Below are 18,444 nucleotides of genomic sequence, written 5' to 3'. Positions count from 1 at the left end.
CAGAAACTGTACTTAGCCCCGAAATGCGAATAAAATATAAGCAATCCCCTTCGGGGGTTCGGATTCGCCAAGGAGGCAGTAGTGCAGTTCATTGCGACGCAGGATGGCGGAGAGGTCGCCATCATGGACGCCCGTGAGGCCCTGGTCATGGAGGGCGCCCTCTCGCTCTACGTCCTGAAGTATCCCGACTCGAACGTCGCCATCGGTGCTCTGCGGGCGGCGTCGGCGGCCAATGAAGCGCGCGAGGCCCGCATGGACGATGCGGCAGAGCGGGCCTCCGCCTGATGCGAGGCGGGGTGTGAAGTCGTCCCGTTAGCCGGTGGGGTTGATCATCTGTCCGCCGACCCCCAAGATAGGTGACATTCTTGAAAGATGTCACCAGGGGGTGGGTATGGCAGCCGTCCAGGACGAGATACCGGGCCTGGTCATCCACACCGTGAGGCAGCCGGAGGGCCAGCCCGCGTCGATCCAGGCTCAGTTCGAGACGTTCCACCAGCTCAACCCCTGGGTGCTCCGCGCCCTGGAGGCGTTGACCGCCGACTACTTGGAGCGCGGCGCAAGTCGCGTCGGGATCGGGATGCTCTTCGAGGTCCTGCGCTGGCGGTACGTCATGGCGACCGAGGGCGACGAGTTCCGCCTCAACAACAACTTCCGCAGCCGGTACGTCCGGTTGCTCATCGAGCGCCACCCCGAGTGGGCGCGCGCATTCGAGGTCCGCAGCCTGCGGACCGACTGACTCTTGGAGAGATCGTGACCGACGAACCATTCGCCGAACCCGCCATCGTGGAGGGCACGGTGGTCGAGACCGCCCGAACGGCAAGCCCCGCCGTCCGGCCGAGCGCCATCGTCCTGCGCGCCGATCAGGACGAGTTCGACCACAAGCAGCTCTCGACGCTGGCCCTGATCAGCCCCGGCCTGTCCGGCGCCCCGCGCGGCCACCTGGCGATGTTCTTCCACTACTGCGTACGGACCGGACTCGATCCGTTCGCGCGGCAGATCTACATGATCGGCCGCACCAACTGGAAGGCGGCCGACAACCCCGACGAGCCCGAGAAGACCTGGACCATTCAGACCGGGATCGACGGCTTCCGCACCGTCGCCCACCGGGCAGCGGCGAAGGCCGGGGAGTCCATCTCCTACGAGGACACCGTCTACTACGACTCCGAGGGCACCGCCCACGACGTCTGGCTGTCCAAGTCGTACCCGTCGGCCGTCAAGGTCACCGTCGTGCGCGGTACCGCGCGCTTCCCGTTCATTGCCCGGTGGGACGAGTTCGCCCCGACGTACTACGACCGCAAGGCGGGCGCGTACGTCGTGGCGAAGATGTGGCAGCAGATGCCCGCTCACATGCTCCGCAAGTGCGCCGAAGCCGGATCGCTACGCATGGCCGCGCCGCAGGACCTGTCCGGCGTGTACGTGGACGAGGAGATGGAGCGGGCCGACGCCGAAGCCGTCGTGCGCGAGGCGGAAGAGGCGACCCGACGGCTGCGCGAGGCCGCCGGACTCGAAGCGGGCAGCGGCAAGGAGGGCAAGGCGAGCAGCAAGCCCGCCGGCACCCAGGAGGAGGACCAGGGCGACGGCGTGGACAAGCCCGCACCGAAGAAGCGGGCACGTGCCGCGAAGAAGGCCGCCCCGAAGCCCAAGCCGGAGTCGGCCCCCGAGCCCGACGAGGCCCCCGTCCCGGCGAAGCGCGCACCCCGGAAGAGTCCCGCCGCGTCCCGCCGCGCCGCCTCCTGACCCTGACGACACCGGGTGCCGCCCGCTGTCGGCGGGCGGCACCCCATCCTCTTGGAGAACACCGTGACCACCATGGCCATCGCGCCCGAGCGGCCGGTCAGCCTGTGGCCCGCCGCTCACGCGGCGGACGCACGCCGCCCCCGTTCCCAGCAGACAAAGCTCGGCGCCAGCGACACCGTATGCGCACGCCGGGCCGGATACCTTCTGCACGGCCGGACCCCCACCGACCTTGGCGAGAAGCGCAAGGCGATCCTCGGGACCTGGCTGCACGCCGGCATGCTCGACGCCGCCCGCGAGGAGTACGGCTGGCTCGTCGAGCGCCGCGTCGAGGACCAGATTGTCCGGGGCCACATCGACGCCGTCCAGCTGGACCGCGCCACCGCCGCCCGTCTCCCGAAGCGGCTGCGCCCCACACTCCCCGCCGAGGAGACGACCGTCGAGGACGTGAAGACCAAGAGCACCTACCAGTGGGACAGCGTCCTGCGGTACGGGGCGAGCGAGGCCGAGCTGCGACAGGTGTACCTGTACGCCGACCTGCTCGGCACCGAGGGCTTCGCCAGCGTCCGGGGTCAGCGCCAGCTCGCCCGCCTCGGGCCGGTGCCGGTCGCCCGAGTCCGCTTCAGGTTCATCAACCGGGACAACGGCGACGACCACGTCCAGGAGATCGCCTACGAGGCGGACCGTGCGCGCCGCGCCCGCTGGTGGGTCCAGCAGGTGCGCTCGGCCGCCTCCCCAGAGGCGCTGCCCCGCACGTTCCAGGGGCCGGGCATCTCCGCGATCTGCGACCACTGCCCGTTCCGCACCGCGTGCTGGGGGCCGCTCGTCGCCGGGCGTTCGCCGCAGAGCCTGCTCATCCACGACGACGTGGAGCGCGCCAAGGCGCTGACCGAATACGCCCAGGTCTCCGAGCAGATCAAGCCGCTCAAGGAGCGGCAGAAGTTCCTGCGCGCCCAGCTCGACGGCTCCGAGCCCGGCGTCTACGGCGACAACGCGTTGAAGTGGAGCGGCGGCAACCCGACCAAGGTCGATGACGTCGAGGCGATGGTCGCGCTGTATCGCAGGGCGGGGCTTGAGGTGCCGATGGCCCCGGACGCCGCGGCGATGAAGGCGACGCTGAAGGAGGTGGGCATCCCCGTGCCCACGCGCCTCGACCACGACCGGCGGACCGCGGTGAGCATCAACGTCACCGCGTGCAAGAAGCCCTGATCGCCAGGTGCGCGGGCGCGGGGCCGGCGTGCTCCGCGCCCGCGCGGGGCTGCAGGACCCGGACGCAATCACGGAGAGGTGCCGGTGAGCATCCAACTGATGGTGGTCGCTGCCTACTTGCCGAAGGAGGTGATCAACACCACGCAGAAGCTAGTCCTCATGAAGATCGCGGACTCGGCCGACGACCAGTCGAGGCTCGCCCGGCCGGGCCTGGAACGGATGATGGCCTGGGCCGGCGTGGGCGAGAAGCAGGTCATCACGGTGGTGACCCAACTCGTCGGGCTCGGCCTGGTCGAGCGGGTCACCATCGGTCGCGTAGGCCGCCGTGCCGAGTACCGCGTGTTCCCGCACGGCGTGCCACCGATCCCGTCGACCGAGGAGCTGATCGAGCGGCGCCGTGCGGCGCAGCGCGCCCCGACCAACCCCCGGCTGGCCCGCAAGACCCCACGCCGCAAACCATCGTCGGCGGCCCGTACGCAGCAGGACGTCGCCGCACGGGAAGAGGCGCGGGCCGCTGCAGGGGCGGCTTCCGAGCCAGGGTTGCCCCGGGGGAACCCTGCCGGGGCCGAGGGCAGGGTTGCCGAAGGGGAACCCAGTGGGTTGCCGCAGGGAAACCGGGCGGGTTCCCCTGGGGAAACCCCTTCTCTTCCCTCTCCTTCCTCTTCTCTTCCTTACCCCCCTACCCCCACGGCTGGCGCCGCAGGGGAGGCGGGGGCGGGGCAGGAGGAGGAGCGGCGTGCGGGCTGCCCGAAGCACGCCGAACCGGTGGCGAACTGCCGGGGCTGCGGTACCAACCCGCGTGCGGGGCGCGAGCAGGCGCGACGCGAGGCAGCCGACCGGGAGCACCGCGGCCAGCAGGACTGGCTGAGGGAGTTCTTCGCCGAGCAGGAGCGGCGCGTTGCGGAGACGGACCCTCAGGCGCTGGAGATGGCCCGCCAGCGAGTGAGGGACCTGGCCCGCATGGGTCGTGAAGCAGGTGCCAACTCCCGGCGAGGAGCAGGGCGTTCACGAGATCGGAAACATTGACGCCCGGGTGTATGCCATTAAGATATAAGTATGAGTTCGGAACTGGTCGAACTCACCAACCTCTTGGAGACCGTCTTGACCGACACACTCGCCACCACCCCGGCCCCCGACGCCTACGTCGTGGTCGCCGAAGTCATCCACGGATCGCACCTCCCTCCGCGCCTCGGTCGCGGCCTGTACTGCTCGGCCGAGTGCGCTGAGCGCGGCGTGCACGAGCTCGTCGGCGAGCTGGCCAGGGAGGAGGACGGCAGCGGCTTCGCCCTGCCCTACGACGGGCGCACGATCGGCTGCGTCGTCACCCACGGGGGCCGGATGTGGGCGGTGCAGATCCTCGCCCGTAGCGAGCTGCCCACCGGCTGACACTCACGTCACATCAGATAGGTGACATTTTTCAACGGCGGGTGCACATTCTGTGCGCCCGCCGTGCACACCCTCTTGGAGAACGGCACATGACCACCACGATCGCGGCTCTGCCCGACCACAACGGCACCACCGACCCCCTGTGGCAGGAACTCTTCCGCCGCTACAGCCACGTCATCAGCCCGCTGCGCTACGCGGGCTGGGTGACGGACATGGAGACCTGCGGCGGCGAGTTCTTTGTCCGCGCCGACCTGCGCGACGACACGGAACTGATCATCGCCTCCGAGCACAGCCTGCCCGCCGACCCCGCCGAATTGCAGGGCTGGAACGTCGTCCGCCAGAACGTGCAGAACCCAAGCCAGCACACCGTCCTGTACGACTCCACCCCCAGCGGCCCGCAGCGCCACCACGGCAACAGCCTCATCCCGCCAATGGTGCGCATCGACGCCCTGGACGTGCCCAGCCGGGGGCCCCGGCTGATCGTCTCGGCCACGCACATCGCCCCGTACGGCGCCAGCCACAACCACGTCGCGGGGACCGAGGGCGCGGCGACCGCCATCGCCCGCCACTCGGAGTGGTCGCAGCGGCTCACCGGCGACGAGGGCTACCGCCGCGTCTGGCAGCGAAGCGAACGCGAGGGCTACCCGCTGTCGGTGTTCGAGAGCGCCGGACACATCACCACCGTCCGCGTCACCCGCAGCGATGACTGACCGGCCGCGCCGCGCACCGCGCCCCACCGGGGGCGCGGACCGGTGATCTGGCTGCTGATCGTGTGCGCCCTCGGACTGCTGGGGTTCACCGCCCTCGGCATCGAGGACAGCCGCCACCACCGCGCGTTACGCGCCACCGACCAGTCCTGACCACGGCCGCCCGGCCCGCCCACCGGGCCGGGCGGCCCCGCCTCTTGGAGACCACGACCTTGCCCCGATCCATCCACCTGCTCTGCGGAGCGGGCGGAGATGGCCAGGGTCTGCTCGAAGCCGGATTCGAGCCGATCCTCGGCATCAATCACTGGCAGACCGCGATCGACACCTTCTCGATCAACCACCCGACCGCGTCGGCTCGCTGCGCCGACATCCAGAACTATCCCATGCGCTGGCTCCCCAAGGCCCTGGTGCTCTGGGCCTCGATCATCTGCACCGAGGTCAGCCCCGCCGGCGGGCGCAAACGCCCCGACCCCGTGCAGGACGCCCTCTTCGAGGATGAGGAGCAGTGGCGCGAACTGCCGCCCGAGGCATTCGAGATGACCCGGGTGACCGCCTGGTGCGTGCTGCGCGCCGCCGAGGCGAAACGGTTCCCCTGCGTCGTCGTGGAGAACGTCGTCGAGTTCATCACCGACTGGCTGCTGTTCCCCGAGTGGATTCGCGCGATGAAGAAGCTCGGCTACCGGGTCCAGATCGTCTCGGTGTCCTCCGCGCACATCGGCTCGGAGACCAATGCGTACGCCCCTCAGTGGCGCGACCGCGTGTATCTGGTCTTCACCCTGTCCGGCATCCGCCGCCCCGATCTCGCGCCGCGCCCGCTGGCCTACTGCGTGGAATGCGGGCGGGACGTCGAGGCGCGCCAGAGCTGGCGCGACCCGCGGGTGAAGGTGGGCAAGTACCAGCAGCAGTACGACTACCGGTGCCCGCACACCCGCTGCCGACACGCCTTGGTGGAGCCGTATGTCCGGCCCGCCTCCGACGTGATCCTGTGGGACAACATCGGCCAGCGGATCGGGGACCGCACCAAGCCGCTGGTGCCCAACACCATGCGGCGGATCGCGGCCGGGCTGGACAAGTTCCCCTATGCGCCGTCCGTGGTCACGCTCACCCACGGCAAGGACGGAACGGACCGGGCCTTCTCTCCGCACGCCCGGCCGCTGCCCACCCGCACGGCCAAGCTCGGCGAAGCCCTCCTGGTGCCGGTCGGCGGCTCGTGGAACGACACCGCCTCCTCGGCGGCCGAGCCGATGCGCACCCGCACCACCCGCGAGAGCGAAGCCCTCGTCACGGTGGACCCGTTCATCGTGGAGTTCCGCAACAACTGCGACGCCGCGCCGATCGATGCTCCGCTCAGCACGATTGCCACGGCCCGCCATCACGGCCTGGTCGTGCCTGATGGCGACGTGCGGACCAGGGCGCGCAACACCCTGGTCATCCCGTACCGCAAGACGGCGCCGAAGACCGCGGCCGAGCCGCTGCACACCCTCTCCACCCGCGACTCGGCGGCGATCGTGCGCAGCGCCCCCGCCATCGAGGACTGCTACTTCCGGATGCTCCAACCCCGCGAGCAGCTGTCGGCCCAGCGGTTCCCCGAGACGTACGAGGTCGTCGGCACCAAGGCCGCCCAGACCCAGCAAGCCGGCAACGCGGTGAGCGTCAACGTCGCGCGCTGGATCGGTGAACGCCTCAAGCCCGTCCTCGCCTGACCTCCACCTCCGAAGAAGAAGGGATATCCCTGCCATGACACCGGCAGCCCGCGACGCAGTGACCATCCTCGCCCAGCAGCGAGACCACCTGGCCCTCGCGCTCCGCCGAGCCGAGCAGGCTCACTGTCTGGGCATCACCGACCACCTTGCGGCCAAGATCCGCGCCCGCTGCCCCCAGGCCGCCTACGTGGCCTTCGACCGGAGCGGCGAATACCGCAGCGTCACCGTGCACGGCGTGCTCGGTGAGCAGACCAGCCCGCTCGGGGGGTGCCCCTGGCTGTGGGACGGCACCGAGCCGGGCCATCCGCTCAACGAGATCGCCGAGGACATCGCCCTCGACACCGAGCACGCACTCATTCCCCCGACCTCACCGGCGTGGGCGCTCGTGCACCGCAACACGGCCATGGACGGCAGCTGGCTCCTGGAGCTGCCACCGGTCGACCGAGTGGCGCGCGTGGCCGAGCTGATACGCGGGCACCACCCGGCAGCCACGGCGGTCGTGGTGGACGGCCGCGCTGGCGGGGGCCGCGTCGTCGGAGTCGTCGAGGACCAGCACGACGGTGAGGAACGCGTTCCCGCGGTCCGGCCGCGCCTCAGCAACTCCTGCGACGACGCCCTCACCCGCCTCGTGGCGCAGATCTTCCTCCTGCCGCCGCTGGCGGACCGTCACCTCACACCGGTGCCGCCCGGCTTCGCCCACCCGTACGGCTCCAGCGTCAGCGACCAGGTGCGCCTGATGCCGCTGCCACCGACCGCCTAGATACGAGAGGAGGAGCAGATGAGCGGCATCGGGTGGGCCGGCGAAGCCCCCTGCGCCGGGGACGCCCGCTTCACGTCTGAACAGACGGCGGCCGAAGCCCCGACGGAGCCGCTGGTGCGCGCCCTCCTCGCGATCTGCCAGAGCTGCCCGTTCCGATCCCAGTGCATCGACCTGGTCCTGCCAAACATGAGCCTGTTCGACGGCGTGTGCGGCGGGCGGTTCTGGCGCAACGGGCGGGTCCTTGAGACCTGCAAGGGCGCGCGGCCCGCCGAACTGCTCGAACGCGGACGTCGTCCGATCACCCACGGCACCGAAGCCGGTGCCCGTGCCCACAGACGGCGCAGGGAGCGCACCTGCTCCCTGTGTCTGGAAGCCGACAAGCTCGCCCAGCGGGCCCGCCGGGCCCGCAAGCGTACTTCCGGCTCCTGCCCTGACCCCGACAACTCCTGCGGAGAATAACTGTGTTCACCATCAAGGCCCGAGACCTGGCGGTCGTCCTCGACCAAGCCGCCCCGCACCGCTACCAGGCCGACGACACCTGCGAGCCCGAAACTCTGATCCTCGACTGCGCCTCCCGCTACCTGCACGTCGTCGGATGCAGCGCCCGGACGCTCGCCGTCGCTCGCGCGTCGGGCAAGGGGAGCGACGTGTGGACAGCGCCTATCGGCTACGACGACGTCGCCGCGCTTCGCGGCTGGCTGGAATCGTCCGACACCGTCACCATCGAGCACCTGACCGTCGAAGGCCACCAGCTGCTCCGCTTCACCGAAGGCGTCGCGCAGCTCACCGTTCCCGCCGCATCGCACCTTCACCGCCTGCCCTGGCGCGTGCTGCTGCGCATCATGCTCGACGTCCGCAACCACCCGCTGGCCCAGGGGCGCCCCGTGCAGCTCAGCTCCGATGACCTGTCCCTGTGGCTGAACGCCGGTGCCAACGGTGAGGCGATCGAGTTCCGCTCCCTGGGCCCGGCGGGCACCCTCGTGACTGCCGGAAGCGACTTCCTCGGCCTCCAGACCCCGCACGGCTGGGACGGCCCCGAGCCCGGCGCCGGGTGGTCCATGTCGCTGCGTGTCCGCCGGTTCTCCTTCTCCGGGCAGTTCCTTGAGGTCGGGGCGCGCTACGCCGATGCCACCGGCACGGTGTGGATCGTGCCCGGCAAGCCCGGCCGCGGTGAGGAACCGCACCTGGTCTCGGCCGACTTCGTGGCCGTCGCTCTCCCCATCTCCCAGGTTCTCGCGGCCGGGAAGTTCCTGGTCCGTGTGCACGACTGACTCAAAGTAGGTGACATTTATGAATCAACACGTGTGCATTCGTGGTCCGGCCTGTGAGCAGTGCGCGGACCCCGGCTTCGGGCTCCATCCCTGGCCCGCGGCGTGGCGTGCGCGCCCCTCGACTCCTGCGATCCGCTCGAATCGGAAGGAAGACCCAGTGAACAAGGCCCAGCTCATCGAGGTGGTGGCCGCGGCGACCGGCGACCGCGCCCAGGCCAAACTCGCCGTGGAGACCACGCTCGACGCGATGGTCCGCGCCGTCGTCGGCGGAGAGGTCGTCTCCGTCACAGGCTTCGGCAGCCTGACGCCCGAGATGCGCCCGGCCCGAACCAGCCGCAATCCCCAGACGGGTGAGCCAGTGGAGATCGCTGAGCGCCGTGTCGTGAAGTTCCGCGCCGGCGCGCGGTTCCAGGACCTCGTCGCGTACCGCCGGGCGATGCCCGAGTCCGGCAACTGCATCCAGAAGGACCCCAAGACCCCCAAGGCCGCCCGCCCGTAACGCTGCACACCTGGGGCCGTCTCGGCGTGCCGAGACGGCCCCACCGAAGGAGAACGACATGAACGACCGTTCCGTGGGCGTAGAGGTCGAGGCCACTGCGAAGTGGCTGGAGGAGCGGGGCATGGTTGGCGCGGCCGGTCTGCTACGGCGCGTCGCGCGCCAGAGGGACGAGGCCGTGCGGCAGCTTGTCCTTCGCCCCTCCTCGCCCGCGCATCAGGCGGACGGTGGTGGGTGCACCACTTCGCGCGACCTGGACGCCGCCCTTGAAGCGGCAATGCTGCGCACCGACGTGGCGCGTTTCCAGGCCCTGGCCGAGCGTGCCGGCTGGGTGCCCGACCCGGACGCGAAGCGCCTGTGGAGCTGGCGCGACGGCTGGTGGGAACTCAGCTACCGCCGCAGGAATCCGAAGGACGGCTACCACGACACCGGCTGGTACCTGTGGGGGCCGCCAGGCAGTTATGACGGCGAGTGGACGGCCCGGGCCAAGACCGCGGCCATGGCTGAGGCCAACCGGCTTGTCGCCGTCCATCGCGCGGCAACCGGCGAGGGTGATCGGTGACTGCCGAACTCCAGAGCGCGCCCGTGACCCTGCCGAGCGTCCAGGAGGAGGGGGAGTGGCAGCCCCGCGTGGTGGGCCTTGACCTGTCGCTGACCTCGACCGGCATCGCCGGCACGGACTGGGCGCACGCCTGTCGGCCCGGCCGACGCCGAAGCCATGAACGGCTGGACTGGCTGGTCGAGGCCGTCGCGCTGAGCGTGAAGGACGGAGCGGACCTGGTGGTCGTCGAGGGCGCCGCGTACGCCCAGGGGGCGCAGGCCGGGCACCACGAGCTGGCCGGGCTGTGGTGGTTGGTCACCCAGTACCTGTGGCGGCACCGCATCCCGTATGCCGTCGTCACCCCGCACGGGCGGACGATCTACGCGACCGGCCGGGCAAACCCCGCGCACGAGTGGCCTCGCAAGGACAGGTCCCGCGTCGCGAAGGGCATGGTGCGCTCGGTGGCCGTCGAGCGGTACGGGGTCGAGTGCGAGGGGCCGGGCCGCTACGACCAGGCGGACGCCACGATCCTCGCCGCGATGGGCCTCGACTGGCTGGGCTACCCCACCGTGCCCGTGCCCGACTCGCACCGCCGCGCGCTGGAGTCGGTCCGCTGGCCCGAGCTCATTCCGGCCGCCGCGAATTAGGGAATTGAATTGCGGAAACTAAATGCGCATTCGGTTGGGTGTACCTTGCTTTTGGGGTATTTGCCATTAAGATATAAGTAAGGAATTCGGGAAATGCTCGAACCGGAAGGGGAATTGGAAGTGGAAACCCAGAACCAGGGATGCGGCTGCGAGTGCAACAGCGGCGGCTTCTGCGGTGGCTGCGGCCACGCCGGATGCGGACGCCGCTAGCCCGGCCCGAACCCCAGAGAACCCCGCGCCCCCGGCTTCGGCCGGGGGCGCACCCATACGCGCAAGCGCCTCTTGGAGAACCCCATGAACGACTACTCAACCGGAGTCCTGCAACTCGCCCACGAGATAGGGCTCGACCCCGAACACGTCGCTCACGCCATGCGCCTCGCCTCGCGCACCTTCGCCCGGGTGCAGGTGTCGACCGGCATGACCCTCGACCAGTTCCGCCGCCTGTTCACCCAGGACCGGCACTCCATCGTCATCGTCGCGAACATCGCCATGCGCCACGCCGGCCGCCGCGAAGACGCACAACTCCTCATGGACATCTACAAGGCCGCCGTCGGCCGCCTGCCGTACGAGCGCCCCATCCACACCGGCGTCGGCACCCTGCCCGAGCACCACAGCCACCCGCACGTCCAAGAGGCCGTGCGCATCCTGACCGCCGCCGGAATGCCGCCCATCCACACCGACGGCATCCACGAACTGCGCCCCGGCTTCCAGGTCATGCCCGACGACACCGGCCAGTTCCCCGGCTGGGTGTTCATCCAGCCCGACCCCAGCGCCAAGGCCCGCACGGGCTTCGCCGGCGGAGACCTCGGCTACCTCGCCGTCATGCGCTGGGCCGGATGGGGCGTCATCACCGAACGCCTCCCCGGCGGCCTGTACGCCGCCTGCCACCCCGACCACAAGAGCGACCCCTTCCCCGCCGCCCCGACCTCCTGACCACACCCGTGCCCGGCCGCACCACGCGGCCGGGCACGGCCCACCCGAAAGGCACCAGCCCGTGAAGCTCCCCGTTGACGACGCCACCCTGACGTCCTGGGCCCAACTGCTCGGCCTCACCGACAACCAGACCGCAACGACCCTCGCCGAGATCGAGAAGACCCTGCGCGTCGGCTACGAGCACCGCCCCGACGAGCTGCGCGACTCCAGCTTCGACGAGCTCATCAGCGACATGGACGCCGAGGAGGCGGCCCTGATGTTCCTCATCGGCGGACTGCGTCAGGCCGGACACCCCGAAGCCGCGTACGCCATCGAGGTCCGCGGCATCTTCGCCACCCTCCGGGACCTCCAGCAGACCAGCTGATCCCACTCCCAACCCCCTCCACACACCGCCCCGGTCGCGCACCGCGCACCGGGGCGGCCCCATGCGCGCCCGCAGAAAGGAATCCCCAGCCATGTCCGACGACTTCTTGCCCCGCGCGGCAGCCCCGGCCACCGCCGCGCGGCCCGCGCCCTCATGGGCGAAGAAGCCCCCGCCCCGGCCCAAAGCCCGCCCCACGGGCAAGATCACCGCCCGCCGCTACGCCGCCCCACGCCAGCCGTACGAGCATGCCTGCAAGATCGCGGAGAGCGTCCTCGACGCCTGGTACCAGTCCTTCGGCGGCAGCAGCATCGACGTTCCCCTCGGCACCGTCGCCGGGCTCTCCCTGCTGCGCAACGTGCCCGGCCTGGCGGACTGGGTGCTCAACCTACGGCCCGAGCAACTCCCGCAGCTGTTCAAGGAGATCTACCTCGGCCACTGGATCAAGCGCCCCGACCTGATCAACCGCGCGATACGTCTCCACGACTGGGCCTGGAACCCCAACCCGGACAAGCAGCAGCTCCGCGCCGTGCACGCCGTCACCCGCGCCGCCATCAACACCGGCCTGATGGACCTCACCGGCCACGACGACCCCTGGCAACGCTCCGAGGCCGACGTCCTCAGCCCCCTGCTCACCGGCCTGCGCCACAAGAGCGACAAGAAGTGGCGCGGCGAGTACCACACGCCGGCGTGCATCACCGACCTGATGGCCAACATGACCGTGGACAAGGACTTCGCCAAGCCAGGCATGTCCTTCCGCGAACCCGCCGTCGGCTCCGGCACGATGTTCCGCTCCGTCGCCCAACGCCTGCGCGACCTCGGCCTCAACCCACACGACTTCCACTGGTACGGCAACGACATCGACTCGTTGTCCGCCGGGTGCGCCGCCGTCAACGCGATCATCTGGGACCTCGGCCCGCGCTGCCTCATCGGCTGCGCCGACTCCCTCGCACCGGACGACGACTACGCCAAGACCCGCGCCGAAGCCAAAGAAGCCTTCGAGCAGCGCGACCGGTACGTGGAGACCGCCAGCACGATCGTCGCCTGGCGCCGCGCCTTCGACCTGGTCGACCAGCTCATGCCCAGCAAAGAGAACGCCGCGTGACCGAACCCGACCCCTTCGACCGACCCGGCACCACCCCGGCACCGCGCCGCCGACGCCCGGCCTTCGCCGGACCCCGCGACGAAATCGACCTGCCGCCCCTCGACCAGATCGCCCCCACCCTTGACCCGCCATGGCACAAGGAGGACACCGACACACCCGAACGCACCGCCACCTACCACCACCCCGACGGACACCGCATCGGCCTGCGCGTCCAATCCCGCGGCCTCGGCATCCAGACCTGGATCACCGCAGGCCCCGACCTGCCGCCGATCCCCGACGGCACCGACATCGAGCAAGCCGAAGCACAAGCCGCCAACGACGCCCGGCTCCAGCCCGGCCGCACCTGGCACACCGTCCTGACCACCCGCACCAGCAAAGCCCTGGCCGCCGACCTCGCCGCACTCGTCCGCGAACGGCTGCTCCCCGCCCTCACGAACAAGCCACGCGGCATGCCCGCCCCCGCGCCGCCCGCCCGCATCGGGCAGCCCGACACGCCATCGCAGAACGAAGGAACCCAGAAGTGAGCACGCCTGACAACACCGTGCAGGTCACCAGCCTGCCCAACCTCGCCCAGATTCTGCCGTACCTCCTGGGCCACTACCCGGACGACAGCATCGCGCTCCACGCCCCCGGCCCGAACTTCCACGACGGGCCGATCATGACGTGCCCCCTCCCCGACGACAGCGCCGAGTGGCAGGCCACCACCGAGAACGCCGCCCGTCAGTTCGTGGCCTACGCCCACGACCAGGGGCATGACCCCGCCCAGGGCGTCATCATCTACCTGTGCCGCGAACCGCGTCCCGGCCAGAGCCCAGAGGACACCGCCGCGCTCCTGGCCCCCATCGGCACCTGGCTCACGAACGAATTCACGGAGCACCGCGCCACCGTCCTCCAGACGATCGGGCTCGTCGCAAACCGGTGGTGGGCCTACGAGTGCGACATCGACGGCTGCTGCGAGGGCGAGCCGCTCCCGTCGCCCGACGACCCCACCAGCGTCGTCGCGCAGATGACCCGCCTTGGTCGCACCCCGGGCCCCCGCACCCGCGACATCATCAAGGAGTTCCGGGCCACGGCGGACCCCGCCCTCCTCAAGGACCTGCACACCACCGCCGACCACTTCAACTCGCGGTGCGCGACTAACGCCGGACGAGACGCGACGCTCGCGTTGACGTTGGAGCAGATCGACGCCGCCATGAGCCGGTTCCGTGACGGCGCGACCGTCCTCGGCCGCGCGCTAACCATGCAGCTCATCGTCGGCCTGCAGGACGACGCCGCCGTGGAGGCCGGCATGGCGCACGCGGAGGACGGCGACCTTCCCTATGCCCGACGCCTCTGGGCCTACCTCGCCCGGCACTGTGCCGGACCGTTCAAGCCGGAGGGCGTGCCCATACTGACGCTGTTCGCGTTCGTCGCCTGGCGGCAAGGCGACCTCATTGCCGCGCGGCTCGCCCTGCGCGACGCCATCACCACCGACCCCGACTACGAGCTGGCTACGGGCATGCACCTCGGCACGATCGACGGCGAAGACCCCCGAGACTGGCTCGCCTCCGCCCGCGAGGGCCATGCCCAGCGCGCGGCACACCTCCAGCACGCCGTCGAGGTCGCCAGCGAATACCGCCCTACCACCGACACCATCGCGGTGCGCTACCGCGAGGCACTCGACGCAGCAGCCACCCACTACTACGACCAGGTCCGGACCGTAGACGGACGGATCCTCGCCCGCTACGGCACCATCGACATCGTCAACGGAGCCTTGGCCGACTTCCGCAGCGGCCGTCCCCAGCTCACGGACGAGATCGCCGCTCGCATCATCCTCGGCCTGCAGGATCTGCACGCGAGGGACGCCGCGCTGTCCACCGGCGAGGAGAGTGGCCTTCCCTACGAGCGGCAGCTGTGGGGCTACCTCGCCCGGCGCTGCGTACCGCCGCACACCGGTAAGGCGCCGCCGCTCCTCACCCTCCTCGGCTGGGTCGCCTGGCGGCAGGGCGACACCGTCACCGCCAGCCACGCCTTCGCCGAAGCCCTCGACATCTACCCCGGCTACACGATGGCCGAGCTGCTGCTCGACGGCATCCGCAACCAGTGCGACCCGGCCCGGCTCCTGGCGATGTACCGCGAAGCGGCGGCGGAGTTCACCGCAAGCCGACCGGACCTCGACACCCCTTGACTGACACCGTGGCCCCGGCAACCGCCGGGGCCACCGGCCCGGAGACCCCATGGCTGCTCACCGCAGACAGGGCCGCGCTCTTGGGTGCAGACGGTGCGGCCCTGTCGCATCGGTCAGGAATGCGGCTAGCGATGCTCGCACTACACAAAGGCGAGGCGCGCCTCCCTCAGAAAGTGCTCCAAGCCGATGCGTGCGCCTCCGGACCGTAGGGACTCCACCCGCTGAGGTGCGGCTTGAGATCTTCCGGCTCGAACGTCAGCCCGGACGGCATAGTCGGTAGTTGTGTCAGCGGGTCGAGGGTCTCCGCGTAGTCGCGCGCCCACCGCAACCAGACACGAGCCGATTCGACGTCGACGTCCTCGTCAGCCGCTACATTGATCCTGCGCTCCAGAGCGTCGCAGTACTGGCGGAGCGCGTGAGCATCCTGCCACTGTTTTGCCTGCTCACGGAGAATCGTTGCGAAGCGAGCCTGAGCAGCCTTCTCTCTGGCGGTAGCCATGGCCGCCTCCCAGCTGATGCGGCGCTCTTCCTTCGCGCGTTCCTCATCCAGCTTCCTCTGCCGCTCCTCGACCGCGCGCGTCTCCAGTTCCTGGAGCACGATCCCGACGACGTCCTCGAGTTTCGACCGCTTGCGGTCGCCCCAGTGGTGCTGCCTCTTGGACCGGCTGTACCCGATGTCCAGAGCGAGCTGCTGAGAGCGGTCTGGATCGGCAGACTGGGGAAACTCCTGCTTGATAGTGACGCAGCTGGTGAAGCCGTCGATAACGATCTCCAGCACCCCTTCCCGACAACTCGCGGGGAAGTACCGGCCGTTGTAATAGTGCGCTGAACGGTGGTCACGCTCAGGGACCCGCTGCTCGCGTACCTTGTATCCCCGGCGTTCCGCCTCTGATGCGAGCCCTTGCAGCAGCAGCAAAGCGCGGCGACGCAAAGAGGGCGGCATAAGAAGCCGGCGCTCGCTGTCTCGCAAGGCCGCGACGACGCGGTGCGGCGAGCGCAACTGCGCGGGGACTGAAACCCGCGGGTTCTCCTCTGGGGAGCTCCGCCCAGAGTTGGCATGTGGGCCGTCTACCAACGAGATTTGCAGATCACGGCCTGCGTTCCACAGTCGCTGCTTCTCGATGCGTTTGCCCGCCGGCGCGAGTTTGTGCCGCTTGGCGAAGTCGATGACACGTCGCCACTCGGTGATCTCATCCTCGTCAGGCTCTGATATGACCACATGGCGCTCGGCGACCAATCGCTCCACGAGCTTGGTCGCCTTTGCGCGGCGTGCGACGGGGATGGGCCTTTCACTGTACGGCGTTGGCTGCTTCTTATGGGTGGTCGCCGGCTTGCTCCCATGGCCTGTCGCCGTTGTCGTGGAGCCGCGGACCCTGCCCTTCGCCACGGTAACCGGTGCCTTCGACTCACCAGCAGCCGTGCGCCCGTGTGCCGGATGCTCCGGATGATGACCGTGCTGCAGGTAGAACCGCCCTGCCTCCGTAACTTCCGCCCGCCAGCCGCCACCCCGGCGGCTCACCGTCACGAGACCCCGATCGCGCAGCGCATAGGTTGACCGCCGCATGCCCGGATCCTGAGCGCCGCGATCCTCGTCGGCAGCAAGTTTCCTGAGGAGCGTGAGTTGTCGATCGTTCAACGCTTTCCAGCGGTGCATGCGACAAGTTCACAAGGAAACAAGGCGGGTCACAAGTGGCCGTCGATGCCCTCGACCAGCGTGTCAGCACGCAGCCGGGCGGACATGCTCGCCCCGCTCGGGGCCGACTTCGGTACTCTTGTCCGCAGGCGGCTGACCAGTAGAAACGCCGTATGGCTCCATCCCCGGGCGAAGGGGGCGGAGTCCTTTCCGTCTGTAAGGCACTCCGCTGCGTGAGAGTTCGAGACCTCGTCTTCCCCCACGCTCAACCTGCATTGATCCAGCTGACGTCCCCAAGCGCCTCCTCCGGGAAGGCTCTCGGGAGACCGCCAGTGGACACGCAGTGGACGGAAGGACCCGGAAGGATCAGGAAGGCCGACGCAGAGCCAGAACGGCGAGGTGCCTCTGACCTGCGGTTATAGGAAGAATGAGGCAAGAGTGGGGCCGGATCGGAAGATCAGAAAAGGACTCATAATCCGTCGGCCGTGGGTTCGAGTCCCACCCGCCCCACCGCTCGCTACGCGAGGAGAACCGTTTCCACCTGCGGAAACACCTGGGCCCCCGATCGCTCGGGGGGTCTATTCATGTTCTCCAAGATCCTTGGCTCGGCCGTTGCTCGCCCGGGCGGGGCGATACCCAGGCCGACCGCACCCTGGCGAACCTGCGGGTCGACACGGCCCGTATGCGCGACAACCTCGACCTGACCGGCGGGCTCGCCCTCGCCGAAGCCGTCATGATGGCCCTCGCGCCCGGCCTGGGCAGACAGCGAGCCCACCAACTCGTCTACGACGCCCGCGCCCGGGCCACGGAAACAGGCACCGGCCTCGCCGAAGAACTGCTCAAGAACCCCGACATCGTCACACCCCTCGGCGAACACCGCATCCGCCGGCTGACCGACCCCTCCGCCTGCCTCGGCAGCGCCCTGGCGATGACACGGTCCGTCGCACGCCGATCCGCGTGACCGCTCAGGGCCGGTCCCTGACACCCGGCAGCGCCTCACACCACCGCGGGCTGCCCCAGTGCCGACCGCACCGCCGCGGCCACCGACGCCAGGTGCGCGTCGAGATAGAAGTGGCCGCCGTCGAAGGTGAGCACCTCGCCGGGCCTCGTCGAGTGGGCCAGCCAGCCGGCGGCGTCCTCGACGGTGACGATGGGGTCGGACGAGCCGACCATGACGGTCAGCGGGATGTCCAGCGGCGGACCGGGCAGCCAGCGGTAGGAACCCAGGGCGCCGTAGTCCGCCCGGAGGGTGGGCAGCACCATCTCCAGCACCTCCGGGTCGTCCAGCACACGACCGTTCGTGCCGTTCAGGCGGCGTATCTCGCCGATCAGGGCCGCGTCGCCGGAGAGCCGGTCGGTGGCCCGGGGCGTACGGCTCGGCGCGCCACGCCCGGAGAGGACCAGGGACTGTGCCGTGGGCAGGTCGAACTCGGCGAGGATCCGGGCCGTCTCGTACGCCACGACCGCGCCCATGCTGTGCCCGAAGAAGGCGTACGGGCGCTGCGGGAAGCGCGTCAGCTCCTCCGCGACGGCACGCGCCAGATGGGGCAGGGAGGTCAGTGCCGGCTCCGTACGACGGTCCTGCCTGCCGGGGTACTGCACGGCCGCGACGTCGATGTCGGGCGCCAGGGCGCGGGACAGGCCCAGGTAGGCGCTCGCCGCGCCGCCGGCGTGCGGGAAGCAGATCAGCGTGAGTTCGCCCTCTGCGGTGCTGTCGAACCGCCGGAACCACCGGCTCTGCGTTGCGGACATGTGGGTCCAATCCACGGCCGCGGCCGCCTCGCGGAGAGG

22 protein-coding genes are annotated in these 18,444 nt (G+C 69.9%); 20 read left to right on the top strand and 2 right to left on the bottom strand.

Features of this window, described 5'->3' with window-relative positions; genetic code table 11:
* The first annotated feature begins 81 nt into the window (after nt 1–81).
* The 19 genes from AC3ETA_RS00745 to AC3ETA_RS00655 all read left to right on the top strand — a co-directional run bounded on the left by AC3ETA_RS00745 (nt 82) and on the right by AC3ETA_RS00655 (nt 15,020).
* Nucleotides 82–285, top strand: coding sequence for a hypothetical protein (locus AC3ETA_RS00745; RefSeq protein ID WP_432190834.1), 204 nt, complete (start codon nt 82–84; stop codon nt 283–285).
* A 106-nt stretch (nt 286–391) separates the two neighbouring features.
* Nucleotides 392–736, top strand: a complete 345-nt coding sequence (locus tag AC3ETA_RS00740) for a hypothetical protein (RefSeq protein WP_360822728.1) — start codon at nt 392–394, stop codon at nt 734–736.
* 14 nt (nt 737–750) lie between these two features.
* Nucleotides 751–1,737 carry a recombinase RecT gene (locus AC3ETA_RS00735; protein WP_432190833.1) on the top strand — a complete coding sequence of 329 codons (987 nt, stop codon included), beginning with the start codon at nt 751–753 and terminating at the stop codon, nt 1,735–1,737.
* Between the two features lie 72 nt (nt 1,738–1,809).
* Nucleotides 1,810–2,943 (top strand): PD-(D/E)XK nuclease family protein, encoded by a 1,134-nt coding sequence (locus tag AC3ETA_RS00730; RefSeq protein ID WP_432191048.1) that lies wholly within the window; start codon nt 1,810–1,812, stop codon nt 2,941–2,943.
* Nucleotides 2,944–3,027: 84 nt separating this feature from the next.
* The gene (locus AC3ETA_RS00725; protein ID WP_432190832.1) at nt 3,028–3,969 is read left to right on the top strand and encodes a helix-turn-helix domain-containing protein; all 942 of its coding nucleotides are present in this window, start codon (nt 3,028–3,030) and stop codon (nt 3,967–3,969) included.
* A 30-nt stretch (nt 3,970–3,999) separates the two neighbouring features.
* Nucleotides 4,000–4,329, top strand: a complete 330-nt coding sequence (locus AC3ETA_RS00720; protein ID WP_432190831.1) for a hypothetical protein — start codon at nt 4,000–4,002, stop codon at nt 4,327–4,329.
* Nucleotides 4,330–4,418: 89 nt separating this feature from the next.
* Entirely contained in the window at nt 4,419–5,039 is a 621-nt protein-coding gene (locus AC3ETA_RS00715) for a hypothetical protein (RefSeq protein ID WP_432190830.1), read from the top strand.
* Between the two features lie 209 nt (nt 5,040–5,248).
* Nucleotides 5,249–6,739 (top strand): DNA cytosine methyltransferase, encoded by a 1,491-nt coding sequence (locus AC3ETA_RS00710; protein ID WP_432190829.1) that lies wholly within the window; start codon nt 5,249–5,251, stop codon nt 6,737–6,739.
* Between the two features lie 34 nt (nt 6,740–6,773).
* A complete protein-coding gene (locus AC3ETA_RS00705) occupies nt 6,774–7,499 on the top strand; it encodes a hypothetical protein (RefSeq protein ID WP_432190828.1) in 726 nt (241 codons plus the stop codon).
* An 18-nt stretch (nt 7,500–7,517) separates the two neighbouring features.
* Nucleotides 7,518–7,958, top strand: a complete 441-nt coding sequence (locus tag AC3ETA_RS00700) for a hypothetical protein (RefSeq protein ID WP_432190827.1) — start codon at nt 7,518–7,520, stop codon at nt 7,956–7,958.
* 2 nt (nt 7,959–7,960) lie between these two features.
* The gene (locus tag AC3ETA_RS00695; RefSeq protein ID WP_432190826.1) at nt 7,961–8,770 is read left to right on the top strand and encodes a hypothetical protein; all 810 of its coding nucleotides are present in this window, start codon (nt 7,961–7,963) and stop codon (nt 8,768–8,770) included.
* A 157-nt stretch (nt 8,771–8,927) separates the two neighbouring features.
* Nucleotides 8,928–9,269: an HU family DNA-binding protein gene (locus tag AC3ETA_RS00690; protein WP_432190825.1), complete on the top strand. Its 342-nt coding sequence runs from the start codon at nt 8,928–8,930 to the stop codon at nt 9,267–9,269.
* A gap of 58 nt (nt 9,270–9,327) precedes the next feature.
* A complete protein-coding gene (locus AC3ETA_RS00685) occupies nt 9,328–9,828 on the top strand; it encodes a hypothetical protein (protein WP_432190824.1) in 501 nt (166 codons plus the stop codon).
* Entirely contained in the window at nt 9,825–10,454 is a 630-nt protein-coding gene (locus AC3ETA_RS00680) for a hypothetical protein (protein ID WP_432190823.1), read from the top strand. The genes AC3ETA_RS00685 and AC3ETA_RS00680 overlap by 4 nt, the downstream gene beginning before the upstream one ends.
* 294 nt (nt 10,455–10,748) lie before the next feature.
* Nucleotides 10,749–11,387: a hypothetical protein gene (locus tag AC3ETA_RS00675; protein WP_432190822.1), complete on the top strand. Its 639-nt coding sequence runs from the start codon at nt 10,749–10,751 to the stop codon at nt 11,385–11,387.
* 61 nt (nt 11,388–11,448) lie between these two features.
* Nucleotides 11,449–11,751 (top strand): hypothetical protein, encoded by a 303-nt coding sequence (locus AC3ETA_RS00670; RefSeq protein WP_361262514.1) that lies wholly within the window; start codon nt 11,449–11,451, stop codon nt 11,749–11,751.
* A 91-nt stretch (nt 11,752–11,842) separates the two neighbouring features.
* A complete protein-coding gene (locus AC3ETA_RS00665; RefSeq protein WP_432190821.1) occupies nt 11,843–12,853 on the top strand; it encodes an N-6 DNA methylase in 1,011 nt (336 codons plus the stop codon).
* Nucleotides 12,850–13,377 (top strand): hypothetical protein, encoded by a 528-nt coding sequence (locus tag AC3ETA_RS00660; protein ID WP_432190820.1) that lies wholly within the window; start codon nt 12,850–12,852, stop codon nt 13,375–13,377. The genes AC3ETA_RS00665 and AC3ETA_RS00660 overlap by 4 nt, the downstream gene beginning before the upstream one ends.
* A complete protein-coding gene (locus tag AC3ETA_RS00655; protein WP_432190819.1) occupies nt 13,374–15,020 on the top strand; it encodes a DUF4192 domain-containing protein in 1,647 nt (548 codons plus the stop codon). The genes AC3ETA_RS00660 and AC3ETA_RS00655 overlap by 4 nt, the downstream gene beginning before the upstream one ends.
* 166 nt (nt 15,021–15,186) lie before the next feature.
* Here AC3ETA_RS00655 and AC3ETA_RS00650 read toward each other — a convergent pair whose 3' ends face one another.
* On the bottom strand, nt 15,187–16,674 hold the full coding sequence (locus AC3ETA_RS00650; RefSeq protein WP_432190818.1) for a hypothetical protein: 1,488 nt from the start codon (nt 16,672–16,674) through the stop codon (nt 15,187–15,189).
* Between the two features lie 661 nt (nt 16,675–17,335).
* Here AC3ETA_RS00650 and AC3ETA_RS00645 point away from each other — a divergent pair.
* Nucleotides 17,336–17,614: a lyase family protein gene (locus AC3ETA_RS00645; protein WP_432190817.1), complete on the top strand. Its 279-nt coding sequence runs from the start codon at nt 17,336–17,338 to the stop codon at nt 17,612–17,614.
* A 35-nt stretch (nt 17,615–17,649) separates the two neighbouring features.
* On the opposite strand, the gene AC3ETA_RS00640 is transcribed toward AC3ETA_RS00645, so the two are convergent.
* The gene (locus tag AC3ETA_RS00640) at nt 17,650–18,405 is read right to left on the bottom strand and encodes a thioesterase II family protein (RefSeq protein ID WP_432190816.1); all 756 of its coding nucleotides are present in this window, start codon (nt 18,403–18,405) and stop codon (nt 17,650–17,652) included.
* Nucleotides 18,406–18,444: the final 39 nt, after the last annotated feature.

It is taken from the genome of Streptomyces sp. bgisy027 (assembly GCF_057710365.1).
The sequence above is the reverse complement of the archived record's forward strand: the minus strand, read 5'-3'. Positions and strand labels throughout refer to the sequence as shown.

What these genes read in the sequence shown, in the direction of transcription:
- AC3ETA_RS00740 (WP_360822728.1), top strand. Translation starts at nt 392, where the DNA reads ATGGCAGCCGTCCAGGACGAGATACCGGGCCTGGTCATCCACACCGTG.
- AC3ETA_RS00730 (WP_432191048.1), top strand. Translation starts at nt 1,810, where the DNA reads ATGGCCATCGCGCCCGAGCGGCCGGTCAGCCTGTGGCCCGCCGCTCAC.
- AC3ETA_RS00720 (WP_432190831.1), top strand. Translation starts at nt 4,000, where the DNA reads ATGAGTTCGGAACTGGTCGAACTCACCAACCTCTTGGAGACCGTCTTG.
- AC3ETA_RS00715 (WP_432190830.1), top strand. Translation starts at nt 4,419, where the DNA reads ATGACCACCACGATCGCGGCTCTGCCCGACCACAACGGCACCACCGAC.
- AC3ETA_RS00705 (WP_432190828.1), top strand. Translation starts at nt 6,774, where the DNA reads ATGACACCGGCAGCCCGCGACGCAGTGACCATCCTCGCCCAGCAGCGA.
- AC3ETA_RS00700 (WP_432190827.1), top strand. Translation starts at nt 7,518, where the DNA reads ATGAGCGGCATCGGGTGGGCCGGCGAAGCCCCCTGCGCCGGGGACGCC.
- AC3ETA_RS00685 (WP_432190824.1), top strand. Translation starts at nt 9,328, where the DNA reads ATGAACGACCGTTCCGTGGGCGTAGAGGTCGAGGCCACTGCGAAGTGG.
- AC3ETA_RS00675 (WP_432190822.1), top strand. Translation starts at nt 10,749, where the DNA reads ATGAACGACTACTCAACCGGAGTCCTGCAACTCGCCCACGAGATAGGG.
- AC3ETA_RS00665 (WP_432190821.1), top strand. Translation starts at nt 11,843, where the DNA reads ATGTCCGACGACTTCTTGCCCCGCGCGGCAGCCCCGGCCACCGCCGCG.
- AC3ETA_RS00650 (WP_432190818.1), bottom strand. Translation starts at nt 16,674, where the DNA reads ATGCACCGCTGGAAAGCGTTGAACGATCGACAACTCACGCTCCTCAGG.
- AC3ETA_RS00645 (WP_432190817.1), top strand. Translation starts at nt 17,336, where the DNA reads ATGCGCGACAACCTCGACCTGACCGGCGGGCTCGCCCTCGCCGAAGCC.
- AC3ETA_RS00640 (WP_432190816.1), bottom strand. Translation starts at nt 18,405, where the DNA reads ATGTCCGCAACGCAGAGCCGGTGGTTCCGGCGGTTCGACAGCACCGCA.